Origin of the sequence: Streptomyces sp. NPDC087422 (assembly GCF_044744145.1) — a bacterium.
Classification (GTDB): domain Bacteria; phylum Actinomycetota; class Actinomycetes; order Streptomycetales; family Streptomycetaceae; genus Actinacidiphila.
This window is the reverse complement of record NZ_JBIUXT010000014.1, coordinates 40,697-65,668: the sequence shown is the minus strand read 5'-3', so window position 1 is coordinate 65,668 and position 24,972 is coordinate 40,697. Positions and strand designations below refer to the sequence as shown.

Sequence of the window (24,972 nt, the reverse complement as noted above, 5' to 3'; positions counted from 1 at the left end):
TTCGGTGCGCGCGGGTGCGCGCCTGCTCTGGGCGAGGCGACCTCTGGGCGACGTGACTTCTGGACGAGGTGACCTCTGGGCGACGTGACCTCTGACGACGCGACCGCTCCGGACGACCCGAGGTCAGCGGCGACGTGCGACGAAGCGCGGCAGGGCCGCGAGGGCTGCGGGCAACAGGACGGCCAGCATCGACAGCAGCCACCAGCGCGACACGCTCTCGTCGGGGCCGGGCGACGGCGGCGGCTGCGCGTCGAAGGGCGGTTCGGCGCCCGTGCCGCGCGGCTTCGCGTCGTCGTCCCCGGCCGACGACGGTGTCGGTGACAAGGGCGCGGCCGGGCGTACGCCGGACGCGGCGGCCGTACGGTGCCGGGCGGACGCGGCGTCGGCGGGCGCTGCGGACGGGGGAGGAACGGGCGCGGAGCCCGCGGGGGACGGTGTCGGGCGGCCCGCGCCATTCGTGGGCGGCGTCACGGGCGGCGGTACGGCTACGGGGCCCGAGGCCGTCGGGACCGCGGTGGGGGTGCACGTGGGGGAGGGGGAGGAGGTGGGGGTCGGGGACGACGTCGGCGTGGGTGTCGGCGTGCCCCCGCCGGACGGCGGCCTGGGGCCGCAGGGTTCACCGACCTTCACGGTGAGGCGGCCCACCGGGAGCCGTAAGGAGACATCCAGATGCAGCAGTCGGCCGATGATCCTGCCGTCGACGCACACCGCCACGGTCACCGGCTGGTGCCCGCCGCTCCCGGCTTCCCCGCCGCTGCCGGTTTCCGTCGCGGCCGACGCCCGGCCCGCCCCGGCCACGACGCCTGCCAAGACAGCGACGGCGAAGACGGCGACGGCGACCGGTGTGACGGCTCGTACCGCCACGGCCGCCGCGCGGCACGCGGAGCCCTCCACCGGCACGGTCAGCACCTCGCTTCCCCAGGAGTCGCCCGGTGGCGCGCAGTGCTGTACCGGTTTCCGCTGGTATCAGCATGAAGATATGGGGACGCGGAGGGTCATGTCATTCGAACAGCCCAATATGGCCAAAAATGGGCACGCGGCATGTGCCGCCCGGCGGCGCGGCCGTCACCAGGCCGCGCACCGCCGGAGGCAGGGGCGCCGGATCACGAACCCGACCGGATCACGAACCCGACCGGATCACGAACTCGACCGGACCACGAACCCCGGTCGCGGAAGCCCCCGGTGACGGAGACCCCCGGTCACGCGGGGCCGGTCAGAGGTCGAACTCCGCCGGGTTGAGGCCCACCGCGAAGCACGCCTCGCGCACGACGGCCTGCTCGGTCTTGTCGAAGTCGCCGTCGGCGCCGCCGATGACGATGCCGATCTGGATGACGGCACGCGCCTCCGTCGGCTTCTTCTGCACCTTGGCGATCTCCTGGAGGATCGCCACCTTGCCGAGGGCGAAGTCGGCGGTGAGCTTGGTCAGGTAGTCCTCGAAACGGCGCTGGAGGTCGGGCGCCGGGAAATTCTGCAACACGTCGTTGCTCGCGATCAGCGACGCGACGCGCTGCCGCTCGGACGGGTCGACGGAGCCGTCGGCGGCGGCCACGAGCGCGCACATCGCCATGCTGGCATCGCGGAAGGCCCCGCTCTTCAGGTCGTTCTTCTTCGCGTTGAGCTGGGTCTGCATCGTCTTGGTGGAGTCTTTCAAGCGGTCCCACAGGGCCATGAGCGGGTCTCTCCTCGGGCGGGGTTCGGTACGTGGTCCGTACGCGATCTGAGAACTCTCGGGGAGCGTAAAGGAGTTCCCAAGCCGGAAAGACGGCACCCGGCGAGCGCGTGTGCGGGCCGTACGCCGTCCCCCGCCCGAGGGCCCGGCTACGGGATCAGGACGACCTTGCCCATCGTCGCCCGCGACTCCAGCGCCCGGTGCGCCCCGGCGGCGTCCGCGAGCGGGAAACGCTGTACGGCGGGCCGCAGCCGGCCGTCGGCGGCGGCCTCCAACGCCTCGGTCTCCAGCGCGCGCATCCCTTCCGGGGTGCCGGTGAACTTCTGGAGGGCCGGGCCCACGACGACCCGCGAGGTGATGCCGCGCTCGGCGAGTTCGCTGTCGGCGAAACGCAGCGGTTCGCCCGAGGACCAGCCGTAGACGAGGTGCCGGCCGCCGGGCGCCAGCAGGCCGACCGCGGCGCGCGCGAGGCCGCCGCCCACGGAGTCGAGGACGACGGTCGCGCCCGCGCCCCCGAGGAAGGCCCGCACCTCCCGCGTCCATTCCGGCCGCCCGTAGTCGACGGCGAGGCCCGCGCCCAGCGAGCGGACCCGTTCGGTCTTCTCCGCGCCGCCCGCCGCGCCGACGACGGTCGCGCCGAGCTGCCGCGCGTACTGCACCACCAGCGTCCCGATGCCGCCCGCGGCGGCCAGCACCACCACGGTGTCGGCCGCCCGCAGTTCCGCCAGCCGCAGGATGCCCACCGTCGTACGGCCCGTGCCGATCATCGCGACGGCCGCGGCGGCGTCCAGGCCGTCGGGGAGCGCGTGCAGCCGGGCGGCGTCGGTGACCGCGGCCCCCGCGTACCCGCCGGGCACCATACCCAGGTGCGCGACGACGCGGCGGCCGAGCCACGCCGGGTCGGTGCCGTCCCCGAGCGCGTCCACGGTGCCCGCCACCTCCCGGCCCGGAATCGTCGGCAGTTCGGGCGCGGGCATCGGGCCGCCCTCGTACTTCCCGGCCCGCAGTGTGGTGTCCACCAGGTGCACTCCGGCCGCCTCGACCGCGATCCGCACCTGCCCCGCGCCCGGCACGGGGTCCGGCGCCTCCTCGTACCGCAGATTCTCCGGAGGGCCGAAGGCGTGCAGTCGTACGGCGTGCATGGCGGGTCTCCTGTCGGGGTACGGGCGCGGCGCGTGCGGACCCCAGCCAACAACCTCAAGCGGACTTGAGGTCAAGCGGCGCCCTCACTTCCGTGACCGCCTCACACCATCCGCGTCACGCCCGTCCCGCACCCGCCTTACACCCACCTCACACCCGCCTCACACCCGCGGGAAACGGCTCAGCAGATCCCAGATCACCGGATTTCCGTCCAGGCCCTCGTGCATATCCGTGAGGTCGGCGACCACATCGTGCAGGAAATCCCGCGCCTCCCGCCGTAGTTCCGCGTGGTGCAAGGACAACGGCGGCTCGTCCTCGACCCAGTCGGCCGTCACGTCCACATAGCCGAAACGCCGTACGAACCTCAGCCGGTCCGCCGACTCCGTGAAGTCGAACTCCGCATATTGCGGCCGCGCCGCCCTGCTCCCCGCCGGGTCCCGGTCCAGTTCCTCCACGATGTCGCACAACGCCCAGGCGAAGTCCAGCACCGGCACCCATCCCCAGCCTGTGGACAACTCCCGCTCGCCCTCGGCCACATACACATCCCCGCAGAACAGATCGTGCCGCAGGGTCCGCACATCCGCCGTCCGGTAATCCATCTGCGGCGGGTCGGGAAAGCGGCGCGAAAGGGCGTATCCGAGGTCGATCACCCACCGATGGTGTCACCCGCGCGAGCAGGCCCGTACACCCGGACAGGCGGACACCCGGACAGGCCGACACCCGCACAGGCGGACACGGGAGAACCTGCGCCCGGACGCGCGAACGGCCCCCGGTCCCCGGAAGCGTCCGGGGCGGGGGCCGTGCGGTGGGCGGCTCTGACGGTGACCCGTGTGTTAGAGGGTCACACCGAAGTCGGTCGCGATGCCGACGAGGCCGGAGGCGTAACCCTGGCCGACGGCGCGGAACTTCCACTCGGCGCCGTTGCGGTACAGCTCGCCGAAGACCATGGCGGTCTCGGTGGCCGCGTCCTCGCTCAGGTCGTAGCGGGCGATCTCGGCGCCGCCGGCCTGGTTGACGATGCGGATGTACGCGTTGCGGACCTGGCCGAAGTTCTGGCTGCGGGCCTCGGCGTCGTAGATCGAGACGGGGAAGACGATCTTGTCGATGTCGGCGGGCAGGCCCGCGAGGTTGACGTTGATCGCCTCGTCGTCGCCGTCGCCCTCACCGGTGCGGTTGTCGCCGGTGTGGACGATGGTCTGGTCCGGGGTCTGCTTGTTGTTGAAGAAGACGAAGTGGCCGTCGGAGTAGACCTTGCCGTCCACCTTCACGGCGATGGCGCTGGCGTCGAGGTCGAAGTCGGTGCCGGTGGTTGTCCGCACGTCCCAGCCGAGGCCGACAGTCACGGCCGTCAGGCCGGGCGCCTCTTTGGTCAGTGAGACGTTGCCGCCCTTGGACAGGCTTACAGCCATGAGGAGTCCCCTTTTGTGGTCTGTCATAGGTACTCCGACGAAACTACCGTCATTCCCCAGAACGCGGTCACAGGATCGTACGGTTCAGTAATCCTGCAACTGTGCTGTTGCGCAGCCGCCGAAACTGTTGCGCCGCTGTCGAAAACCCCGTGACGCGCGGGCCCCGGACGCGGGATCATGGGACACATGTCCGGGCCACTTCTCATTCGCGGTTCGGTCTCCGTGCCGGAGGCCGAGCTTCTGTGGCGTTTCTCGCGTTCCTCGGGGCCGGGCGGTCAGCATGTGAACACCTCCGACTCGCAAGTCGAGTTGCGCTTCGACCTCGCGCGTACGGAGTCGCTGCCGCCGGTGTGGAAGGAACGCGCGCTGGAACGGCTCGCGGGACGGCTGACCGGCGGCGTACTGACGGTCAAGGCGTCCGAGCACCGCTCGCAGTGGCGCAACAGGGAGACGGCGCTCACCCGCCTCGCCGCGCTGCTGGCGCAGGCCACGGCGCCGCCGCCCAAGGCGCGCCGCGCCACGAAGATCCCGCGCGGGATCAACGAGCGGCGGCTGCGCGTGAAGAAGCAGCGCAGTCAGACCAAGCGGGGCCGCAGCGGCGGCGGCTGGGACTGAGCGGACCGCCTCGGGTAACCGGGTATTCGGGTATACGGCGTACCGCTCGGCGCGGGCGGGAGCCCACGGCTCAGCGCAGGTAGCGGTACCGGCCGCGGAAGTACGTCAGCGGCCCGCCGTCGGCGCTCGGCGTCCTGGCCGTCAGCACCCGCCCCACCACCAGGGTGTGGTCACCGGCGGGTACCCGCTGCTGCGTCTCGCACTCGAGTATCGCGAGCGCGCCGCCGAGCACGGGAGCGCCGGAGTGTTCGCCCCGGTAGTACGAGATGTCCTCGAAGAGCAGCCGGTCGCTGATCCGGCCGCGCATCGCGAAGCGGCCCGCGATGTGCCGCTGGCTCTCGCTGAGGACCGAGGCGGCCCAGCGCGGCTGCCGCTCCAGCAGGTCGTCCATCCGCGAGCCCTCGCGGACACTCACCATCACCAGCGGCGGTTCGAGCGAGACGGAGAGGAAGGCGGTGGCGGTCATGCCGACGTCCTCGCCGCGCGGCTCGTCCTCCGAGTCGTGTGCGGTGATGAGGACGACGCCCGCCGCCAGGCGGGACATCGCGGCGCGGAAGTCGTCGAGGTCGACGGTCTCGGATAGGCCCATGGTGGTCCCAGGATGCCGTCCGGGTGAAGGTTCAAGCACATCCATCACGTTACGGGGCGGTAGGAATCGCGCGCATCGGGCTCCGGTCGGAGGTGGGCCGTGGCCGGTCCTAGGACCAGGGCTCTACGTTGTGTGTTCAACCGCTTACATGATGATGTGACTTGAGTCACAAGGGCGAGGAATTGTTGACCCTGTGTACCTGGGGCACAGCTCGCTGTGATTCAGTGGCCCGTGTAATCCGTTGATTTGAAATTATCAGGAGTTGCTGTCGAGGGCGCGGAGAGAGGCATGGACACCGAGTCGGAGCCGTATGTCCGTCTCGCGACCCTGCGTCAGCTGCACCAGGTCGTCGCGGACCTCAACACGGCGCGGAGTCTCGCGGACACCCTTCAGGCCGTCGCGGAAGGCGTGGTCAAAGGGCTGAACTACGAGCTGGCCGCCGTCAATCTGGTACGCCCCGACGGCGATCTCATCGTGGCCGCCTTCGCGGGCAGCGCCGCGGCCGAGGCCCTCATGGCCGGACGCATCGGCTCGCGCACCTCCTGGGAGCGCCGCCTCACCATGGGCGAGCGCTGGGGCACCCTGCGCTTCATCCCGCACACCGAGGGCTGGGTCCTCATCGACGACGACGTGCCCCAGTGGCACACCGAGGGCCCGCTGCCCCGCTTCGCCGACGAATGGCACCCCGGCGACCGCCTCTACGCCCCCATGTACTCCTCGCAGACCGTCGGCAGCGAGCTGATCGGCGTCATATCCGTCGACAAGCCCACCAGCGGCAGGCACCCCGGCCCCTGGGGCTGCGAAGCCCTCCAGATGTACGCGTTCCAGGCCGGCATAGCCATCAGCAACGCCCGGCTGCGCGCCAACATGCAGCGCGCCCTCGTCCGGCTCGAACGCGACCAGCAGGCACTGCGCGCCAGCGAGGAGAGCTTCCGGCAGGCCTTCGAGTACGCCCCCAGCGGCATGGCCATCGCCGAGATGGGCGGCGACCAGCACGGCAAGCTGCTGCGCGCCAACGACGCCCTGTGCCGCCTCCTGGGCCGCTCCGCCTCCACCATGCGCCGCTACTCCTTCTCCGACCTCGTCCACCCCGAGGACGTCGGCCTGCTGCTGCGCACCTCCGCCGAGGGCGGCCGGGCCGAACTGCGGCTCGCGCGGCGCGACGGCAGCTACGTCTGGGCCTCGCTGCGCAATTCGGTCGTCGCCGACACCGCCGACGGGCCGCGCTTCCTGCTCACCCACGTCGAGGACATCGAGGAGCGCAAGGGCCGCGAGCTGCAACTCGCCCACCGCGCCAGCCACGACTCGCTCACCGGCCTGCCCAACAGCGCCGAACTGCGCGCCCGGCTCTCCGCCCGGCTCTGTTCGCGGCCCCAGGACCGCGACGCCCACGACCTCTCCGACGCCCTCGGGGTCCCCGGCGACGGGCCCGACGAGTTCGCCTTCAGCTACGGCTACGGACCCGAGGAGCTCGCCGCGCCCCTCGGCGCCCTCGGCTACGACTCGCACACCCACGTCACCGCGCCCGACGAGAGCGACCCCGAGAACGCGGGCAAGGGCCTCGCCGTCCTCTTCTGCGACCTCGACGGCTTCAAGTCCATCAACGACCGCTTCGGGCACCACACCGGTGACGCCGTCCTCATCGAGGTCGCCCGCCGCCTCACCGGCGCCGTCCGCGACGGCGACACCGTCGCCCGCCTCGGCGGCGACGAGTTCGTCGTCCTCGCCGACGGGCTGGCGCCCGCCGACGCCGCCGACCTCTCCGTCCGCCTCCGCAACGCCATCATCCCGCCCATCCGCGTCGACGGGCGCGCCGTCCGCGTCGGCGCCAGCTTCGGCATCGGCTGGGCCGGGTGCGGGATGACCGCCGAGGAAGTCCTCCACTCGGCCGACCAGCGCATGTACGTCGAGAAACGCTCGCGCTCCCGCACGGGCCACCGCCGCGCCGGCTGACCCCTCCCCGCGCGGGTCGCGGCTCTTCGCGGCCCGGCCCCGGGCGGTTCCGTTGCGCCGGGGGAGGAACCGCGCGCTCAGCCACGGTGCTCCCGCAGGTCACCACCGGCCCCGGCGGGGCAGTCCGGTGGTCTGCGGACCACCGGCCGGCGGGGGCCGGCGGCGCGCTCTCCCCGCGCCCCGGACGGGGCGGGCCCTCCCGCGGAGAGGCGGGGCACGGGCGGCGGGACGTAGAGGTGAGTGGGGGGACCCGGCCCGGAGGGTCCACCTTGGGGAGTAGGGGAGATCGCTCCAGCGGCTGACCCCGGCACGGGTTCCGTTGCCTACGCTGGGTTATGTGCAGCGCATCTACGACTTTCTCCGCAGACACCCGACGTGGGTCGACGGCTTCTGGGCCCTCGTCCTGCTCGTGGTCTGCGCTGTGTGGGTGCTGGAAGTCCCCGACCTGAGGTTCCCCGAGCGGCTGCTGGCGGTGCCGCTGTCCGGCGCGCTGGCGGTCGTGGTGGCGCTGCGCCGCCGTGCGCCGGAGAAGATGCTGCTGCTGGCCATCGGGGTCGGCCTGACCCAGTTGGCGCTGGGCGTGCAGACCAATCCCGGCGACGCGGCGATGCTGGCGATCATCTACACGTGCGCGTCCAACGGCGAGCGCTGGTCGTCCCGGCTGGCCCTGCTGGCGGGCCTCGCGGCGGCGCCGCTGTCGATGCTGCGCTGGCCGCCGCACGACGAGTACTCGACGGTCTGGACGACGCTGCTCCAGACCTTCTTCCTGACGGTGATCTTCGCCCTGTCGTGGGTGGTAGGCGACCGCCTCCGTACCCGCCGCGCGTACTACGCGGAGCTGGAGGAGCGGGCGGCCCGGCTGCACCGGGAGCGCGAGGCGCAGTCCAAGGCGGCGGTGGCGGCCGAGCGGGCCCGTATCGCCCGCGAGCTGCACGACGTCGTGGCGCACAACGTCTCGGTGATGGTCGTCCAGGCGGACGGCGCCGCGTATGTGCTGGACGCCGCGCCCGACCAGGCCAAGCAGGCGCTGTCGACCATCTCCACCACCGGCAGACAGGCCCTCGCCGAGATGCGGCGGCTGCTCGGGCTGCTGCGCGCGGGCGACGACGCGGGCGGCGAGTACGTGCCGCAGCCCGGCGTCGACCAGCTCGCCGATCTGATCGACCAGGTGCGCGGCGCGGGCCTGCCGGTCAGATTCGAGGTCGCGGGCGACGCCAGACCGCTGTCCAGCGGCGTCGAGCTGACCGCGTACCGCATCGTGCAGGAGGCGCTGACGAACGTCCGCAAGCACGGCGGGGACGGCGCCAGCGCCAGCGTCATGCTGGGCTTCGGCGACGCGGCGCTCGACCTGCTGATCGAGGACGACGGGCGCGGCGCCCGGCACGAGCTGTACCAGCAGGGCGGCCGGGACGGCCTGGGCCAGGGCCTGATCGGCATGCGGGAGCGGATAGGCATGGTCGGCGGCACGCTGGACGCGGGTCCGCGCCCCGGCGGGGGCTTCCGGATCAGCGCGGTGCTGCCGCTGAGAACCGGTTAGCCGGACGACCACCACGGCCGGGACCGGCGAGGACCGGCGGCCGTGACCACGGAGAACAACCGAGAGGCAGGACACATGGCGATCCGCGTCATGCTCGTCGACGACCAGGTGCTGCTGCGCACCGGGTTCCGGATGGTGCTCGCCGCCCAGCCGGACATGGAGGTCGTGGCCGAGGCGGGCGACGGCGCCGAAGCGCTGGAGGTGCTGCGGCACACGCGGGTCGACGTCGTGCTGATGGACGTCCGCATGCCGCGGATGGACGGGGTCGAGGCGACCCGGCACATCTGCGGGGGCGACCGCGGCGAGGCGGTCCGCCGGGAGGGCGAGGGCCCGCGGGTCCTCATCCTGACCACCTTCGACCTGGACGAGTACGCCTTCGCCGCGCTCAAGGCGGGCGCCAGCGGCTTCATGCTCAAGGACGTGCCGCCGGACGAACTGCTCGGCGCGATCCGGGCCGTGCACAGCGGCGACGCCGTGGTGGCGCCCAGCACCACCCGGCGGCTGCTCGACCGCTTCACCCCGATGCTGCCGTCCGCGGCGGCCGAGGAGCACAAGGAGGTCGACAAGCTGACCGAGCGCGAGCGCGAGGTGCTGCTGCTGGTCGCCCAGGGCCTGTCCAACGGCGAGATCGCCCGCAAGCTGGTCCTGTCGGAGGCCACGGTCAAGACGCACGTCGGCCGCATCCTCACCAAGCTGGGCCTGCGCGACCGCGTCCAGGCCGTCGTCCTGGCCTACGAGACGGGCCTGGTGCGGGCCGGCGGCTGAGGCGGCCGGACCCCTGAAGCGGGTTACCGGCGGTTCGCGGATACGGGTTCACGCCGGGCCGATCAGGGAAGGTCCGTACCGACCGGTAGGGATCACAGCACGGGGGAGTACGACATGCGCGCCATCGTTTTCGAGCAGTACGGAGGTCCCGAGGTGCTGCGCCTCGCGGACGTGCCGCGGCCCTCGCCGGGCCCCGGCGAGGTCACCGTGGACGTCGCCTGGGCGGGCGTCAACTTCGCCGACGTCAAGGCCAGGGCCGAGGGCTACCGGGTGGAGGCGCTGCCCTTCCGGCCGGGCCTCGAGGTCTCGGGGCTGATCCGCGAGGTCGGCCCGGACGTCACCGACTTCACGCCCGGCCAGGAGGTCGCCGCCTTCCTCGACGGCGGCGGCTACGCCGAGACCGCCCTCGCGCCCGCCGCCACCGTCTTCGCCCTGCCCGCGGGACTCGACCTGCGCACCGGCGCCACCCTCCCCAGCGTGCTGCCCACCGCGTACGCGCTGCTGCACGAGGTCGGGCGGCTGCGCGAGGGCGACACCGTGCTCGTCCAGGGCGCGGCGGGCGGCGTCGGCACGGTCGCGGGACAGCTCGCCCGGCTGGGCGGCGCGGCGGCCGTCTACGGCGTCGTCTCCAGCCTCGACAAGGCCGACCACGCGCTCAAGTCCGGTTACGACGAGGTCTTCACGGCCGCGACCTTCGACACCGACGTCCGGGCGGCGACCGGCGGGCGGGGCGTCGACATCGCCCTCGACCCGGTCGGCGGGGAGACCTTCCGCCGCACCCTCGGCACGCTCGGCCGCTTCGGCCGCCTCGTCTCCTTCGGCAACGCCGGTTCGGAGGAGCCCTGGCGGATCGGGCCCGCCGACACGTATCCGCTGGGGCTGTCCGTCTCGGGCTTCTCCGTCCTCGGCATGGCCGCGCAGGAGCCGCAGCGGCTGCGGCGGATCGCCGACGCCGCCTTCCGTACCGTCACCGACGGCGATGTGGAGCTGCCGGTGAGCGCCGAGTTCCCGCTGGAGCGGGCGGCGGAGGCGCACCGGCTGCTGGAGTCGCGCAGGAGCACGGGGAAGCTGCTGCTGCGGGTGGGCGGCTGAGCGGACGGCCTCGGTCCTACGGCCGGGGGAGGCGGCGCGCGAAGGCCGCCGCCGCCTCCCTGACGTCCTGCTCGGTCCATTCGAGCGCCGGGGCCGCGACCGTCACCTCCGTCATGGACAGGCCGGGCACGCCCGGCTCCGCGAAGACGGCGCGGCCGAAGAGGGAGATCCTGGTCTCCTCCGCCTGACGCAGTGACGCCTCACCCAGGACGTCGGCCGGATACGGCAGCCAGAGCTGGAACTGGTGGGTCTGCGGCTCTTCCGGGTGCACCCGCAGCCACGGCACACCGCCCTCCGTCAGGCCCTCGCGCAGGGCCCGCGCGACCGGCTTGGCGTGCGCCACGAACGACGGGAGTCGCGGCAGTACGGTGTCGAGACCGGCCAGCGCCGCCAGCGCGGCGGGGAACTGCTGGAACAGCATGCCGCCGTACCGGTGCCGCCACGCCTTCGCCTCCGCGACGACGTCCGCGGAGGCGGCCAGGGCCGCGCCCGAGATGCCGTCCAGCGACTTGTAGAAGCTCACGTACACGCTGTCCGCGAGGGCCGCGATCTCCGGCAGCGGGCGGCCGAAGTGGGGTGTGCACTCCCACAGGCGGGCGCCGTCGAAGTGCACGACCGCGTCCCGGTCGCGGGCGGCGGCCACCGTCGCCGTCAGCTCGTCCCACGACGGCAGCACGAAACCGGCGTCCCGCAGCGGCAGTTCGAGCATCAGGGTGCCGAACGGCTCCTCGAAGTCGCGGATCTCTTCCGCGGTCGGCAGGCGGGGTTCCGTCGTCGGGTGGACGGTGCGCAGGCCGCTCACCGCGTGCAGCGCGCCGCGTTCGTGCACCTCCGGGTGCGCCATCGGGTGCAGCGCCACCGTCGCGTTGCCCGTGCGGCCCGCCCATGCCCGCAGGGCCACTTGCTGGGCCATCGTGCCCGTCGGGAAGAAGGCCGCGTCCTGCGTGCCGAGGATTTCCGCTACGCGGCGCTCCAGGGCGGCCACGACGCCGTCGCCGTAGATGTCCACCGGCTCCGTCACGTCGTACGCCGTCGCCGCCTCTTCGGCGAGCCGCGCCAGCCGTTCCCCAAGGGTCGCCTTGGGGCCGGACATCAGGACCCTTCCGTCGCACTTCGCGACTGCCGCCGCGACCTTCTCCCGCATCTCGCCGTCATCGCCCATCCCCCGATACTCCCTTCCAGGGCGGTCCCCCGCCACGCCTTATCGCCCCCCGTGCGGGTGCCCGCCCTCCCTCCTTTCCTCGCCCACCCGCCCACCCGTGCGGGTGCTTACTTCGTCTGCGGGTGCCGCTTGTGCCTGGGTCGGTGCCGGTCCGGGGCACCTCCTCGGGCGACGAACGTGCCCGCACTTCGATGACGTCCAGCCCCTTTCCGTTCGTCCCCCTGCGGGGGCACCCCGGCCCGTCCCCTCCCGGTACGTCGGCGTCCGCCCGCCGATGGGGGTGGCCGGGGAAGGGGGGTCCTCCCGGCGAACCGCCCTGCGCCGGTGCGCCCTTCCGACAGACCTTTCGCCCCCCGGCTGGACGTCGGGTGGCGCGGGACGGTTCGCCGAAGGGACCCCCGCCCTCCGCCACCACAGCGGACCGTCGGACGCCGACGAGCGAGGAGGGGACGGGCCGGGGTGCCCCCGCAGAAATGCGGTGACAAGAAGGGTGCCGGATACGCGGGGCCAGGTAGCCGCATTTCGAGGAGGTGCCCCGGCCCGGCACCGACCCACGAACAGGCGGCACCCGCAGACGAAGAAAGCACCCGCACGGGTGGGCGGGCGGGAAAGAAACAAGACAAAGAGACGCAGCGGTGTGCTGAAGCTCTCGCAGGGGGCACCCCGCACGGGCTGACCGCCCCGGAGGGGATTCGCGTAGGATTGACGAGAAGGCGTCCGGTACCCCGGTGAGGACTGGAACGGAAGGCTCGGAGCGCGCGTGGACGAGATGGGCAAGGCGGAGGGGCGGCCGGCGCGACTGGCCGTCGGGGTCGTGGGAGCAGGCAGAGTGGGCCCCGCACTGGCGGCGGCGCTGCGCATGGCGGGGCACCGCCCCGTGGCGGCGTCCGGCGTGTCCGAGGCGTCCAAGCGCCGCGCCGCGGCGCTGCTCCCCGGCGTCCCCCTGGTGGAACCGGCCGCGGTGTTCGAACGCGCCGACCTCGTACTGCTGACCGTCCCCGACGACGCCCTGCCCGACCTGGTCAAGGGCCTCGCGGAGACCGGCGCGGTGCGGCCGGGCCAGCTGCTGGTGCACACCTCGGGCCGGTACGGCACGTCCGTGCTCGACCCGGCGCTGCGCGCGGGCGCGCTGCCGCTCGCGCTGCACCCGGTGATGACCTTCTCCGGCACCCCGGTGGACGTGCAGCGCCTGGCGGGCTGCTCCTTCGGCGTGACCGCCCCCGGCGAGCTGCGGCTGGCCGCCGAGGCGCTCGTCATCGAGATGGGCGGCGAGCCCGAGTGGATCGAGGAGGCCGCCCGCCCGCTCTACCACGCGGCACTGGCCATCGGCGCGAACCACCTCGTCACCCTGGTGGCCCAGTCGATGGACCTGCTCAAGGCGTCGGGCGTCGCCGAGCCCGGCCGCATGCTCGGCCCGCTGCTGGGCGCCGCGCTCGACAACGCCCTGCGCTCCGGTGACGCCGCCCTGACCGGGCCGGTCGCCCGCGGCGACGCCGGCACCGTCACCGCGCACCTGGACGAACTGCGCGCGCACGCCCCCGAGACGGTGGCCTCGTACGTGGGAATGGCCCGCGCCACCGCGGACCGCGCTCTGGCCAACGGAATGCTGAAACCGGAGTTCGCGGAGGCGCTGCTCGGCGCCCTCGCCAATGGAGGGACCCCGTGACCGAGCTGGTGCACACCGCGGCGGAACTGCCCCCGGCCGCGGCCGTCGTCATGACGATGGGCGCGCTGCACGAGGGCCACGCCGCCCTGATCCGCGCGGCCCGCGCCTACGCGGGCGACGGCCTCGTCACCGTCACCGTCTTCGTCAACCCCCTCCAGTTCGGGCCGAACGAGGACCTCGACCGCTACCCCCGCACCCTCGAAGCCGACGTCGTGCTGGCGCAGAAGGCCGGCGCCGACCACGTCTTCGCGCCCGCCACCGACGAGGTCTACCCCGGCGGCCGACCGCAGGTCCGTATCACCGCGGGACCCATGGGCGAGCGGTACGAGGGCGCGTCCCGGCCCGGCCACTTCGACGGCATGCTGACCGTCGTCGCCAAGCTGCTGCACCTCACGCGGCCCGCCGCGGCCTTCTTCGGGCAGAAGGACGCCCAGCAGCTCGCCCTGATCCGCCGCATGGTCACCGACCTGAACTTCCCCGTCGAGATCGTCGCCGTACCGACCGTGCGCGAGCCGGACGGCCTGGCGCTGTCCAGCCGCAACCGCTACCTGTCGGAGCGGGACCGCGAGCACGCCCTGGCCCTGTCCCGCGCCCTGTTCGCGGGCCGGGACGCGGCCGGGGGCGGCCCGGACGCCGTACGACGGGCGGCAGGCCACGTCCTGGCCACGGCCGACGGCCTCGCCGTCGACTACCTGGCCCTCATCGACCCCGCCGACTTCACCGAAGCCGCGCCGGACCACGCGGGCCCCGCCGTCCTCGCCGTCGCCGCCAAGGCCGGCACCACCCGCCTGATCGACAACCTCCCGCTGGAGTTCGGAGCCGCCGAATGAACGGAACCAGAGCCACAAGCGCGAGTACCGGCATCCGCCTGTACGCCGCCGAGCCCGGCTGGACGCTGACCTCCGACGTGGTCGTGGTCGGCTCGGGCGTCGCGGGCCTCACCGTCGCCCTGCGCTGCGCCGCCGCGGGAGCGAAGGTCACCGTCGTGACCAAGGCGCACCTGGACGACGGCTCGACCCGCTGGGCGCAGGGCGGCATAGCCGCGGCCCTCGGCGAGGGCGACACCCCCGAGCAGCACCTGGCCGACACCCTCGTCGCGGGCGCGGGCGTCTGCGACGAGACGGCCGTCGCCACCCTGGTCACCGAGGGCCCCGCCGCGGTGCGCCGCCTCATCGCGACCGGCGCGCACTTCGACACCGACAAGACCAGCGGCGAGATCCTGCTGACCCGCGAGGGCGGCCACCACCGCCGCCGGATCGTCCACGCGGGCGGCGACGCGACCGGCGCCGAGGTCTCCCGCGCGCTGATCGAGGCGGTCCGCGAAGCCAATATCGACTTCGTCGAGAACGCGCTGGTCCTCGACCTGCTCACCGACGCCGAGGGCCGCACCGCGGGCGTCACCCTGCACGTGATGGGCGCCGGGCAGCGCGACGGCGTCGGAGCCGTACGCGCCCGCGCCGTCGTCCTGGCCACCGGCGGCATGGGCCAGGTGTTCTCGGCGACCACCAACCCGGCGGTGTCGACGGGCGACGGCGTGGCGCTGGCGCTGCGCGCGGGCGCCGAGGTCAGCGACCTGGAATTCGTCCAGTTCCACCCGACCGTGCTGTGGCTGGGCCCGGACGCCGAGGGCCAGCAGCCGCTGGTCTCGGAGGCGGTACGCGGCGAGGGCGCGCACCTGGTGGACGCCGACGGGGTCCGCTTCATGGTCGGCCAGCACGAACTGGCCGAACTGGCCCCGCGCGACATCGTCGCCAAGGGCATCACGCGGCGGATGCAGGAGACCGGCGCCGAGCACATGTACCTCGACGCCCGGCACTTCGGCGCCACCATGTGGGAGGAGCGTTTCCCCACCATCCTGGCCGCCTGCCGCGCCCACGGCATCGACCCCGTCACCGAGCCGATCCCGGTCGCGCCCGCCGCGCACCACGCGTCCGGCGGCGTCCGTACCGACCTCCTCGGCCGTACGACCGTCCCCGGCCTGTACGCGTGCGGCGAGGTCGCCTGTACGGGCGTGCACGGCGCGAACCGGCTCGCGTCGAACTCGCTCCTCGAAGGGCTGGTCTTCGCCGAGCGGATCGCCGCCGACATCGTCGCCGACCCGACCGTGCCGGGCGAGCCCGTCATCCCGGAGCCCGCGCACACCCCGCTGCTGGCCTCCGAGGCGCGCTACGAGGTGCAGCGGATCATGTCGGCGGGCGCGGGCGTCCTGCGCAGCGCCGACAGCCTGGCCACCGCGGCGGGCGCGCTGGAACGGCTGCACACCGCGGCCGTCGAGGAGTACGACAGGGACGGCAAGACCGCCGAGCCGTGCGTCGAGACCTGGGAGGCGACCAATCTGGGCCTGGTCGCCCGGGTGCTGGTCGCCGCCGCCCGCCGCCGCGAGGAGACCCGCGGCTGCCACTGGCGCGAGGACCGTCCCGACCGCGACGACCGGGCGTGGCGCCGGCATCTCGTCGTACGCCTCACCCCGCACCGCACGCTCGCGGTGCACACCACCGAAGGCACGGACTTCCCGCCGACCGGCGGCGGCACGGGGGACACCCGGGGCGGCGCCCCCGGGACCGCTCCGATCGTGGATGATGGGGCCGCCCCCAACGGCACCGCGCCGGACGCCGCGCCCAGTACCGCGAACCGTCCGCCGCACGCCGCTCGGAATCCGAAGGAGCCCTCGTGACCACCCCCGACCGTCCCCGGCCCGTCGCCCTCCCGCTGCCGCAGATCGGCCCGCCGAGCGAGGTGACCGGCGGCGGCTGCGGTGACGGCTGCGGCTGCGGCGCGGGCGAGGCGTACGACGACGCGTACGGCCTCGACCCGCTGGAGTGCGGCCTCGACCCCGACCTGGCGCAGCTCCTGATGGACGCGGGCCTTGACCCGGTGCAGGTCGAGGACATCGCGCACATGGCGATCGAGGAGGATCTGGACCAGGGCGTGGACGTCACGACCGTGGCGACCGTCCCCGAGGACGCCTTCTCCACCGGCGACTTCACCGCCCGCGAGGCGGGCACCGTGGCGGGCCTGCGGGTCACCGAGGCGGTGCTGTCGGTGGTGTGCACCGACGAGTTCGAGGTCGAGCGGCACGTGGAGGACGGCGACCGGGTCGCGGCCGGGCAGAAGGTGCTCACCGTGCGCACCCGCACCCGCGACCTGCTGACCGCCGAGCGCAGCGCGCTCAATCTGCTGTGCAGGCTCTCCGGGATCGCCACCGCCACCCGCGAGTGGGCCGACGTGCTGGAGGGCACCTCCGCGAAGGTCCGCGACACCCGCAAGACGACACCGGGCCTGCGGGCGCTGGAGAAGTACGCGGTCCGCTGCGGCGGCGGCGTCAACCACCGGATGTCGCTGTCGGACGCGGCGCTGGTCAAGGACAACCACGTGGTGGCGGCGGGCGGCGTGGCGCAGGCGTTCAAGCTGGTCCGCGAGGAGTTCCCCGATCTGGCGGTCGAGGTCGAGGTCGACACGATGCACCAGGTGCGCGAGGTGCTGGACGCGGGCGCCGACCTGATCCTGCTGGACAACTTCACCCCGGCCGAGACCGCGGAGGCCGTCGCGCTGGTCGCGGGCCGCGCGGTGCTGGAGTCCTCGGGCCGCCTCACCCTGGACACCGCCCGCGCCTACGCCGAGACCGGCGTGGACTACCTGGCGGTCGGCGGCCTCACCCACTCCTCCCCGATCCTGGACATCGGCCTCGACCTGCGCGCGGACGCCGCGGGCCGGCGAGCGGAAGCGTAGGGGCGCATGCTGCTCACCATCGACGTCGGCAACACCCACACCGTCCTCGGGCTGTTCGACGGGGAGGAGATCGTCGAGCACTGGCGGATCTCCACCGACCCGCGCCGTACCGCCGACGAACTGGCCGTACTGCTCCAGGGCCTGATGGGGATGCACCCGCTGCTCGGCGACCTCGGCGACGGCATCGACGGCATCGCGATCTGCTCGACGGTGCCGTCGGTGCTGCACGAGCTGCGCGAGGTGACCCGCCGCTACTACGGCGACGTCCCGTCGATCCTGGTCGAGCCGGGCGTCAAGACCGGTGTGCCGATCCTGGTCGACCACCCCAAGGAGGTCGGCTCCGACCGGATCATCAACTCGCTGGCCGCCGTGCACCTCTACGGCGGCCCGTGCATCGTCGTGGACTTCGGCACGGCGACCACCTTCGACGCGGTGTCGGCGCGCGGGGAGTACGTGGGCGGCGCCATCGCGCCCGGCATCGAGATCTCGGTGGACGCGCTCGGCATGCGCGGCGCGCAGCTGCGCAAGATCGAGCTGGCCAGGCCGCGCAGCGTCATCGGCAAGAACACGATCGAGGCCATGCAGTCCGGCATCCTCTACGGTTTCGCCGGGCAGGCCGACGGCATCGCCGAGCGGATGGCGCGCGAGCTGGCCGACGACCCGGACGACGTGACCGTGATCGCGACGGGCGGCCTGGCGCCGCTGGTCCTGGGCGAGGCGTCGATCATCGACGAGCACGAGCCCTGGCTGACGCTGATCGGACTACGGCTGGTGTACGAGCGGAACGTCCAGACGTCGTAGCGCCCGGGGTGTACGCCGTGTCGCCCGGCGTGTCTCGCCGTGTCGCCCGGCGGTACGGGGCGGCTCCGGGCCGTACGGGGGGCTTGCGGCGGTACGGGGCGGGCGACGCACCCGAGTGCGCGAGGATGCGTGTGATTTGTCCGGTTAAAGACTAATCTTTCGCTATGCCCACGCCACACGGAAACCGAGGCGGGATGGCGTTCAGCGCGGACGAACTGCGCGTGCTGCGCCGAGCCCTGGCGGAAGTCCTGTCCCCTTACGCGGGCCGGACCGACACCGCCGCCGCCGACGCCGTGCTCGCGCCGCGCCCGGCCGAGCACGTACGCCCGGCGGAACAGCTCCGCGGACCCGTACGCCCCGCCGCACAGGCGCGCGTACCGGCGCGGCCCGCCGAGCACGTACAGGAATACCTCCGGCTCGTGCACGCCGTGGACGACGCGGTGGCCGAGGCGGGACGGCTGCGGTCGTTCCTGCTGGACGAGCTGAGCCGGTACCGGCAGGCGCTGCCCGGAAGCGCGGGCGGGTATCTGGAACGGCTCACCGCCGCGCTCGCCGGCGGCTACGTACCCGGCGCGGACGACCTCGCCGCACTGCGCCGCCTGCGGGCCGCACCGAGCGGAACCCCGGAGTACCGGCGGCGCACCGCACTGCTGCGCCGCTGCGAAACCCTCGCAGAGAACGACGTACGACTCCGTCTGGAGGCCCATATGACCACGTCGCGCCGCCTGCTCGCCCTTCCGGGCGCCCGTTCCGCCACCGCCGCGGACCCGGCGGAGAAGAAGCCGTCCCCGGCTCCTTCGCCCCGCCCGAAGTCCCCGGCGCCGTCCCCCTCGCCGGGACCCGGCGAGGGCGCGCCCAAGCGCCCGCCGACGCCCGCCGAGATCTGGCCGCCCGGCCGCAAGCCCGCCGCGCCCAAGCGGGACGACGAGGCCCGCTCAGCCTGACGGGCCCCGCCGCACCCACCCGCCGTCGGCGGCGCGGGAGGCGTGGCTACGCTGGTCGGTATGGACTACGTATCCGCGATCGTGCCGCCGCTGGTGATGGCGATCCTCTTCATCGCCGTCATCGTGACGATCATCAAGAATCAGGGCGGGGCCAACAAGGCCAAGGAGGACGCGGCGGTGGACGCCGCCTTCGCCCGCGCCGAGGCCGCGCGCCAGCCCTCCGCCGAGGACCGCTGACGCCCGCCGCGGCATTTGACGGCCAAGGAAATCAATATCATCTGATACTTGGCCGAAGATCCATGCCCGATCCACGGACCGGTGCGCGGCGCCCGACAAGGCGCCGTGCGCCGGTCCGACCCGTTTGGTCCCGATAAGCGGAACGTCTGCGGCTAGTATCCGGAATGTGCCCCGGCCATTGGGAGACCTCGAAGACGCCGTCATGACGCGAGTGTGGGAGTGGAACCGACCGGTCACGGTTCGTGAGGTCCTGGAGGATCTCTCACGGGATCGATCCATCGCGTACACAACTGTCATGACCGTAATGGACAACCTGCGCCAGAAGGGCTGGCTCCGCCGCGAGGAGGAAGGCCGCGCTTATCGTTATGAGGCCGTTTCGACGCGTGCCGCATACTCTGCCGCACTGATGAACGAAGCGTGGTCCGCGAGCGACAACCCGGCCGCCGCGCTCGTCCACTTCTTCGGCATGATGTCTCCGGAACAGCGTGAAGCGGTCCGTGACGCATTGCGCATCATCCAGTCCGTCGACCCCTCCGGTCCTGCGGATCCCGAAGGGCGATAGCGTCCGCACATGCCCCTCATGTCGAATGACGTCACCATCCGCCGGGCGCGCACCGGCGATGTCGCCGCGGTACGGACGCTGCTCGACTCCTATGTGCGTGACGGCATCCTGCTCGACAAGCCGACAGTGACCCTTTATGAGGACATCCAGGAGTTCTGGGTCGCGGAACGGGACGAGGACGCGAACGTGGTCGCGTGCGGCGCCCTGCACGTGATGTGGGAGGACCTGGCCGAGGTCAGGACGTTGGCGGTGGACCCGACGCAGCGCGGCAAGGGTGTCGGCCACCAGTTGCTGGCAAAGTTGCTGCACACCGCACGCTGGCTGGGAGTCCGCCGAATTTTCTGCCTCACCTTCGAAGTGGACTTCTTCGCGAAGCACGGCTTCGTGGAGATCGGGGAGACGCCGGTCGACGGCGATGTCTTCGGCGAGCTCCTCCGTTCCAATGACGAGGGTGTCGCGGAGTTCCTGGACCTGGAGCGAGTGAAACCGAACACCTTGGGCAACAGCCGCATGCTGCTGCAACTCTGACCGTTCCGGTTTGTCCGGATCGCGCTACCTCGCGGGCGCCCGTTCGTGCAAGGGGTTTGTGTTTTTCCCGCAAAGGCGCTTTGCTTTTACCGTTAATCCGTTTTCGATGAAAGGGAAGCCGGTGGCTCAGAAGGTCCAGGTTCTTCTTGTTGACGACCTCGACGGCGGCGAGGCGGACGAGACCGTCACGTTCGCTCTCGACGGTGTGACCTACGAGATCGACCTCACCACCGCGAATGCTGACAAGCTCCGCGGGCTGCTCAACCCGTACACGGACAGTGGCCGTCGTACCGGCGGACGGGCCGGTCGTGGCCGCACCAAGGCGGTCCGCGGAGGCGGCGCTTCCGGTCCCGACACCGCGAAGATCCGTGCGTGGGCCAAGGAGAAGGGTTACGAGGTCAACGACCGCGGTCGTGTTCCGGCCACCATTCGTGAGGCGTACGAGAAGGCCCACGGCTGATCCTGGCTACGCGTCCGCAGCGTGATCCGGTGGCAGGCCGTCGCAAGGGCGGCCACCAGTGCCGTGAGCCCGATGGGTACCCCCGTTCCATCGGCTCCATCCGTGACACGCAGCGCGGGCACCGTGGACTCGACTTCGCACCCCGGTCGGGGAGGCCGCAGCCACACCGGCGCGGACCGGTCGTACGCGGCCTCCCGGCGGCCCCACTCGGGGTGCGCCGGCGCTCGCATCGGAGCGCCGGACCCCAGCGCCGTCAGATCCAGCCGGATACCGCCCCACTCCAGCCACTCCAGCAGCCCCGGCAGCTCCTCGGCGGATCCGGCGGCCACCAGCAGCCGGATCCGGTGGCCGTCCAGCGCCACCGGGCCGAGCTGGCCCGGCCGCGGGAAACGGTTCAGCATCGCCAGACCCGCCTCCGCGGGCACGTCCACCGCGTCGAACCGCACCCCGGTGACCAGACCCGGCGGCAGCGCCCCGGTGGTCGGCCACCCCAGTTCGTGCTCGTACCAGCCCATGCCGAGTGCAACTGCCCGCCGGGGCAGGGGTTACGGCGGCGACCACGTACCGTCGATGGGTGAACACGTTCGGTGTCGGCCGGAAGTGTCCGTAACGGCGCAAGGTTGTTCGCCCTTAGCGCACTCCCCAGCCGCTTTCGGCATGGAGTGTCCTGGGCAGAGGGTAAGAAGTACCTAGTGGGAAGGGCTGGTGTTCGAGCAGGCGAGGGCGTGCGTTCGCCACGGGCGTACTTGATAAAGGGGTATTCGCCTGGCCTGCGGGAACATCGTCTCGCACCATCGAGGTTGTGTGAGTGACGTCAGCCGGTAGCGCAGCTTTCCTCGCGCGAGCGGGGGTGGATACGTGAGCGGCGCCGCTGTGCGGGACTAGCATGCGGAAGGACAGGGAGGGGACCGACCCCTCACTGCCCGACCGCTCTGAGGAGCGATTAACGATGTTCGAGAGGTTCACCGACCGCGCGCGGCGGGTTGTCGTCCTGGCTCAGGAAGAAGCCCGGATGCTCAACCACAACTACATCGGCACCGAGCACATCCTCCTGGGCCTGATCCACGAGGGTGAGGGTGTCGCCGCTAAGGCCCTGGAGAGCCTCGGGATTTCGCTCGAGGCGGTCCGCCAGCAGGTGGAGGAGATCATCGGCCAGGGCCAGCAGGCCCCGTCCGGCCACATCCCCTTCACCCCCCGGGCGAAGAAGGTCCTGGAGCTGTCGCTCCGCGAGGCCCTCCAGCTCGGCCACAACTACATCGGCACCGAGCACATCCTGCTCGGCCTGATCCGCGAGGGCGAGGGCGTCGCAGCCCAGGTCCTGGTGAAGCTGGGCGCCGATCTCAACCGGGTCAGGCAGCAGGTCATCCAGCTCCTGTCCGGCTACTCCGGCGGGAAGGAGTCGGCCACGGCAGGCGGCCCGGCCGAGGGCACCCCCTCGACCTCGCTCGTCCTCGACCAGTTCGGCCGCAACCTGACCCAGGCCGCTCGTGAGACCAAGCTCGACCCGGTGATCGGGCGCGAGAAGGAGATCGAGCGGGTCATGCAGGTGCTGTCCCGCCGCACCAAGAACAACCCCGTGCTCATCGGCGAGCCCGGCGTCGGCAAGACCGCCGTCGTCGAGGGCCTGGCCCAGGCGATCGTCAAGGGCGAGGTGCCCGAGACGCTGAAGGACAAGCAGCTCTACACGCTTGACCTCGGCGCCCTGGTCGCCGGCTCCCGCTACCGCGGTGACTTCGAGGAGCGCCTGAAGAAGGTCCTCAAGGAGATCCGCACCCGTGGCGACATCATCCTGTTCATCGACGAGCTGCACACCCTGGTCGGCGCCGGTGCCGCCGAGGGCGCGATCGATGCCGCCTCCATCCTCAAGCCCATGCTGGCCCGCGGTGAGCTCCAGACCATCGGCGCCACCACGCTGGACGAGTACCGCAAGTACCTGGAGAAGGACGCGGCCCTCGAGCGCCGCTTCCAGCCCATCCAGGTCGCGGAGCCGTCGCTCCAGCACACCATCGAGATCCTCAAGGGCCTGCGCGACCGGTACGAGGCGCACCACCGGGTGTCCATCACGGACTCCGCCCTGGTGGCCGCCGCGACCCTGGCCGACCGGTACATCTCGGACCGCTTCCTGCCGGACAAGGCGATCGACCTGATCGACGAGGCCGGTTCCCGGATGCGCATCCGCCGGATGACCGCGCCGCCGGACCTGCGCGAGTTCGACGAGAAGATCGCCGACGTGCGCCGCGAGAAGGAGTCCGCGATCGACTCGCAGGACTTCGAGAAGGCGGCCTCGCTCCGGGACAACGAGAAGCAGCTCCTCGCCGCGAAGACCAAGCGCGAGAAGGAGTGGAAGGCCGGCGACATGGACGTCGTCGCCGAGGTCGACGACGACCTGATCGCCGAGGTCCTGGCGACCGCCACCGGCATCCCGGTCTTCAAGCTGACCGAGGAGGAGTCCTCCCGCCTGCTGCGCATGGAGGACGAGCTGCACAAGCGCGTCATCGGCCAGCGGGACGCCGTCAAGGCGCTCTCCAAGGCCATCCGACGCACGCGTGCCGGTCTGAAGGACCCCAAGCGTCCCGGCGGCTCGTTCATCTTCGCCGGCCCGTCCGGCGTCGGTAAGACCGAGCTGTCCAAGGCGCTCGCCGAGTTCCTCTTCGGCGACGAGGACGCGCTGATCGCCCTCGACATGTCGGAGTTCAGCGAGAAGCACACCGTCTCGCGGCTCTTCGGCTCGCCTCCCGGCTACGTCGGGTACGAGGAGGGCGGCCAGCTCACCGAGAAGGTGCGCCGCAAGCCGTTCTCCGTCGTCCTCTTCGACGAGGTCGAGAAGGCCCACCCCGACATCTTCAACTCGCTGTTGCAGATCCTGGAGGACGGTCGCCTGACCGACTCCCAGGGCCGGGTCGTGGACTTCAAGAACACGGTGATCATCATGACCACCAACCTCGGCACCCGGGACATCTCCAAGGGCTTCAACCTGGGCTTCGCCGCCCAGGGCGACACGAAGTCCAACTACGAGCGGATGAAGAACAAGGTCAGCGACGAGCTGAAGCAGCACTTCCGCCCGGAGTTCCTGAACCGCGTCGACGATGTCATCGTCTTCCCGCAGCTCACCGAGGAGGACATCCTCCAGATCGTCGACCTCATGATCAGCCGGGTCGACGAGCGGCTGCGCGACCGCGACATGGGCATCGAGCTCAGCCCCGACGCCAAGGTGCTGCTCTCCAAGCGCGGCTACGACCCCGTCCTGGGCGCCCGGCCGCTGCGCCGGACCATCCAGCGCGAGATCGAGGACTCGCTCTCCGAGAAGATCCTCTTCGGCGAGCTGCGCCCCGGTCACATCGTCGTGGTCGACGTCGAGGGCGAGGGCGAGACGGCCAAGTTCACGTTCCGTGGCGAGGAAAAGGTCACGGTCGCGGACGCCCCGCCGGTGGAGACGGCGAGCGGGCCGAATCTGACCAAGGACGCGTAGCGCCTCCGGCGCGGTAGCGTCCGCCGCGACAGCGGCGCAGTGAGGGGCGGGCCCCGGACCAGCGGTAACGCTCCGGGGCCCGCCCCTTTTGTCACCTCGGGGCGTGGACGGTGACCTTCACGCGCGGGATGCGGTCGGCGTCGAGGACGGGGCCGGGGCCGGTGACCGTGACCTTGGTCAGAGCGGGAAGGGCCGCGAGCGGCGCCAGGTCGACCGGGCCGGGGTCCCTGGGGCAACGCGCTTCCGTGATGGCGGTCGTGAGCTGCGAACCGAGCCAAAAGAACGACCGCGGCGTCTCCACCGATGGACCACGCCACCTGGACGACGGCCGAGGCCTCGTCGCGGCTCAGCCTTTCCGGGCCCGGAAGCAGTTCCAGGACCAGCGGGCCGACGCTCACCAGTCCTTGGACGTCCTCGGCCGTCCGTGGCGGGATGAGCCTCTCCGCACGATGCACCACCTCCGCGCGGACCCGCGGGTCCAGCTCTGTGGCGTGTTCCAGGCACGCCGTCGCCAGCAGGTGCAGCCGGGCTGAGTGGTCCGGCTCCGCGTCGCCGCGCTCGATCAGCTTCCGCAGCAGCCTGGCCCGCTCGGCCGGGCGGCCGTGGGCGACGGCCATGCGGATGACGTCGGCCCACTGGTCGTGG

24 protein-coding genes are annotated in these 24,972 nt (G+C 72.1%); 16 read left to right on the top strand and 8 right to left on the bottom strand.

Annotated elements, in window-relative coordinates; all coding sequences use genetic code 11:
- Positions 1-123: 123 nt before the first annotated feature.
- The 5 genes from ACIO6U_RS31865 to ACIO6U_RS31845 form a co-directional block, all read right to left on the bottom strand.
- Positions 124-909, bottom strand: coding sequence for a hypothetical protein (locus ACIO6U_RS31865; RefSeq protein WP_401724378.1), 786 nt, complete (start codon positions 907-909; stop codon positions 124-126).
- A gap of 304 nt (positions 910-1,213) precedes the next feature.
- The gene (locus tag ACIO6U_RS31860) at positions 1,214-1,669 is read right to left on the bottom strand and encodes a TerB family tellurite resistance protein (protein ID WP_355342211.1); all 456 of its coding nucleotides are present in this window, start codon (positions 1,667-1,669) and stop codon (positions 1,214-1,216) included.
- Positions 1,670-1,818: 149 nt separating this feature from the next.
- Positions 1,819-2,811, bottom strand: a complete 993-nt coding sequence (locus ACIO6U_RS31855) for a zinc-binding dehydrogenase (RefSeq protein WP_391049650.1) — start codon at positions 2,809-2,811, stop codon at positions 1,819-1,821.
- A gap of 159 nt (positions 2,812-2,970) precedes the next feature.
- Positions 2,971-3,459 (bottom strand): hypothetical protein, encoded by a 489-nt coding sequence (locus ACIO6U_RS31850; RefSeq protein ID WP_391049648.1) that lies wholly within the window; start codon positions 3,457-3,459, stop codon positions 2,971-2,973.
- Between the two features lie 183 nt (positions 3,460-3,642).
- On the bottom strand, positions 3,643-4,218 hold the full coding sequence (locus ACIO6U_RS31845) for a TerD family protein (protein WP_355342220.1): 576 nt from the start codon (positions 4,216-4,218) through the stop codon (positions 3,643-3,645).
- 177 nt (positions 4,219-4,395) lie between these two features.
- Between ACIO6U_RS31845 and arfB the strand changes: the two genes are divergently transcribed.
- A complete protein-coding gene (gene arfB, locus ACIO6U_RS31840) occupies positions 4,396-4,833 on the top strand; it encodes an alternative ribosome rescue aminoacyl-tRNA hydrolase ArfB (RefSeq protein ID WP_355342223.1) in 438 nt (145 codons plus the stop codon).
- Between the two features lie 70 nt (positions 4,834-4,903).
- Here the strand turns inward: arfB and ACIO6U_RS31835 are convergent, their stop codons facing one another.
- On the bottom strand, positions 4,904-5,422 hold the full coding sequence (locus ACIO6U_RS31835; RefSeq protein WP_355342226.1) for a flavin reductase family protein: 519 nt from the start codon (positions 5,420-5,422) through the stop codon (positions 4,904-4,906).
- Positions 5,423-5,710: 288 nt separating this feature from the next.
- Here ACIO6U_RS31835 and cdgB point away from each other — a divergent pair, with 288 nt between their 5' ends.
- The 4 genes from cdgB to ACIO6U_RS31815 all read left to right on the top strand — a co-directional run bounded on the left by cdgB (position 5,711) and on the right by ACIO6U_RS31815 (position 10,769).
- The gene (gene cdgB / locus ACIO6U_RS31830; RefSeq protein WP_401724372.1) at positions 5,711-7,375 is read left to right on the top strand and encodes a diguanylate cyclase CdgB; all 1,665 of its coding nucleotides are present in this window, start codon (positions 5,711-5,713) and stop codon (positions 7,373-7,375) included.
- Positions 7,376-7,712: 337 nt separating this feature from the next.
- Complete coding sequence (locus tag ACIO6U_RS31825) at positions 7,713-8,912, top strand: histidine kinase (protein ID WP_391049646.1); 1,200 nt, start codon at positions 7,713-7,715, stop codon at positions 8,910-8,912.
- A gap of 75 nt (positions 8,913-8,987) precedes the next feature.
- Positions 8,988-9,677 (top strand): response regulator transcription factor, encoded by a 690-nt coding sequence (locus tag ACIO6U_RS31820; RefSeq protein WP_355342358.1) that lies wholly within the window; start codon positions 8,988-8,990, stop codon positions 9,675-9,677.
- Positions 9,678-9,791: 114 nt separating this feature from the next.
- A complete protein-coding gene (locus ACIO6U_RS31815) occupies positions 9,792-10,769 on the top strand; it encodes a zinc-binding dehydrogenase (RefSeq protein WP_355342235.1) in 978 nt (325 codons plus the stop codon).
- A gap of 16 nt (positions 10,770-10,785) precedes the next feature.
- Here the strand turns inward: ACIO6U_RS31815 and ACIO6U_RS31810 are convergent, their stop codons facing one another.
- A complete protein-coding gene (locus ACIO6U_RS31810) occupies positions 10,786-11,931 on the bottom strand; it encodes a beta-eliminating lyase-related protein (protein WP_391049644.1) in 1,146 nt (381 codons plus the stop codon).
- A gap of 769 nt (positions 11,932-12,700) precedes the next feature.
- Here ACIO6U_RS31810 and ACIO6U_RS31805 point away from each other — a divergent pair.
- The 10 genes from ACIO6U_RS31805 (at position 12,701) to ACIO6U_RS31760 (ending at position 20,858) form a co-directional block, all read left to right on the top strand.
- Positions 12,701-13,597, top strand: coding sequence for a DUF2520 domain-containing protein (locus tag ACIO6U_RS31805; protein WP_355342364.1), 897 nt, complete (start codon positions 12,701-12,703; stop codon positions 13,595-13,597).
- A 50-nt stretch (positions 13,598-13,647) separates the two neighbouring features.
- Positions 13,648-14,427, top strand: coding sequence for a pantoate--beta-alanine ligase (gene panC / locus ACIO6U_RS31800; RefSeq protein WP_391049788.1), 780 nt, complete (start codon positions 13,648-13,650; stop codon positions 14,425-14,427).
- The gene (locus tag ACIO6U_RS31795) at positions 14,424-16,271 is read left to right on the top strand and encodes an L-aspartate oxidase (protein WP_401724368.1); all 1,848 of its coding nucleotides are present in this window, start codon (positions 14,424-14,426) and stop codon (positions 16,269-16,271) included. Before panC ends, ACIO6U_RS31795 begins: the two co-directional genes overlap by 4 nt.
- Entirely contained in the window at positions 16,268-17,326 is a 1,059-nt protein-coding gene (gene nadC / locus ACIO6U_RS31790; RefSeq protein ID WP_401724365.1) for a carboxylating nicotinate-nucleotide diphosphorylase, read from the top strand. The genes ACIO6U_RS31795 and nadC overlap by 4 nt, the downstream gene beginning before the upstream one ends.
- 6 nt (positions 17,327-17,332) lie before the next feature.
- Complete coding sequence (locus ACIO6U_RS31785) at positions 17,333-18,127, top strand: type III pantothenate kinase (protein ID WP_355342247.1); 795 nt, start codon at positions 17,333-17,335, stop codon at positions 18,125-18,127.
- Between the two features lie 164 nt (positions 18,128-18,291).
- The gene (locus ACIO6U_RS31780; RefSeq protein WP_355342249.1) at positions 18,292-19,071 is read left to right on the top strand and encodes a hypothetical protein; all 780 of its coding nucleotides are present in this window, start codon (positions 18,292-18,294) and stop codon (positions 19,069-19,071) included.
- 60 nt (positions 19,072-19,131) lie between these two features.
- Positions 19,132-19,308 (top strand): hypothetical protein, encoded by a 177-nt coding sequence (locus ACIO6U_RS31775; RefSeq protein WP_355342252.1) that lies wholly within the window; start codon positions 19,132-19,134, stop codon positions 19,306-19,308.
- 166 nt (positions 19,309-19,474) lie between these two features.
- Positions 19,475-19,870 (top strand): BlaI/MecI/CopY family transcriptional regulator, encoded by a 396-nt coding sequence (locus tag ACIO6U_RS31770; RefSeq protein ID WP_355342255.1) that lies wholly within the window; start codon positions 19,475-19,477, stop codon positions 19,868-19,870.
- Between the two features lie 9 nt (positions 19,871-19,879).
- Positions 19,880-20,398: an amino-acid N-acetyltransferase gene (locus ACIO6U_RS31765; RefSeq protein WP_355342258.1), complete on the top strand. Its 519-nt coding sequence runs from the start codon at positions 19,880-19,882 to the stop codon at positions 20,396-20,398.
- Positions 20,399-20,519: 121 nt separating this feature from the next.
- A complete protein-coding gene (locus ACIO6U_RS31760) occupies positions 20,520-20,858 on the top strand; it encodes an Lsr2 family protein (RefSeq protein ID WP_355342261.1) in 339 nt (112 codons plus the stop codon).
- On the opposite strand, the gene ACIO6U_RS31755 is transcribed toward ACIO6U_RS31760, so the two are convergent.
- Positions 20,789-21,373 (bottom strand): SCO3374 family protein, encoded by a 585-nt coding sequence (locus ACIO6U_RS31755; protein ID WP_355342264.1) that lies wholly within the window; start codon positions 21,371-21,373, stop codon positions 20,789-20,791. The two genes, ACIO6U_RS31760 and ACIO6U_RS31755, sit on opposite strands and share 70 nt — an antisense overlap.
- Positions 21,374-21,807: 434 nt before the next feature.
- On the opposite strand from ACIO6U_RS31755, the gene ACIO6U_RS31750 reads away from it, so the two are divergent.
- Positions 21,808-24,327 (top strand): ATP-dependent Clp protease ATP-binding subunit, encoded by a 2,520-nt coding sequence (locus ACIO6U_RS31750; RefSeq protein ID WP_355342267.1) that lies wholly within the window; start codon positions 21,808-21,810, stop codon positions 24,325-24,327.
- The last annotated feature ends 645 nt before the right edge of the window (positions 24,328-24,972 follow it).